This window comes from Pseudoalteromonas sp. PPB1, from assembly GCF_015356275.1.
GTDB classification, from domain to species: Bacteria; Pseudomonadota; Gammaproteobacteria; order Enterobacterales; family Alteromonadaceae; genus Pseudoalteromonas; species Pseudoalteromonas rubra_D.
Map to the genome: position 1 here is coordinate 1 of NZ_JACEQV010000100.1, position 461 is coordinate 461.

Annotated in this window: 1 protein-coding gene; it reads right to left on the reverse strand. The window is 47.5% G+C overall.

Annotated elements, in window-relative coordinates; genetic code table 11:
- Positions 1 to 461 (reverse strand): IS3 family transposase (locus tag IY568_RS24475; RefSeq protein WP_194868975.1); only part of this gene is annotated, 461 nt, incomplete at both ends.

Sequence of the window (461 nt, forward strand, 5' to 3'; positions counted from 1 at the left end):
TCCCAACAATTCCCCCTGCGACTCATGCTTTGAGTCATACGATAGCGCCATAATTTTTGCCTGAACTTTGTGGCGACATACTGACAGCCCTGATCAGAATGGAACAACACGCCCGATGGCCGACCTCGTTGTTCATAGGCTCTGTCTAACGCTTTGACGGCTAAGTTAGCATCTGGTTGATGAGACATAGCCCAACCCACTACGCGGCGTGTGCATAAATCCAATACTACAGCCAGATAGGCCCACTTCCTGCCGGTCCAGATATAAGTAATGTCACCGCACCACACTTGATTTGGCGAACTAACATCAAACTCCCTGTTTAGACGATTAGGTATATCCGGCCGTTCAACGGTTGCTTTTTTATAGCTATGTGAACCTGGTTGCTTGCATATGAGCTGCATATCCTTCATAACGCGCCTGATTTTGAAAAGACCTGCTTTTATTCCTGAGTCAGCCAGCAT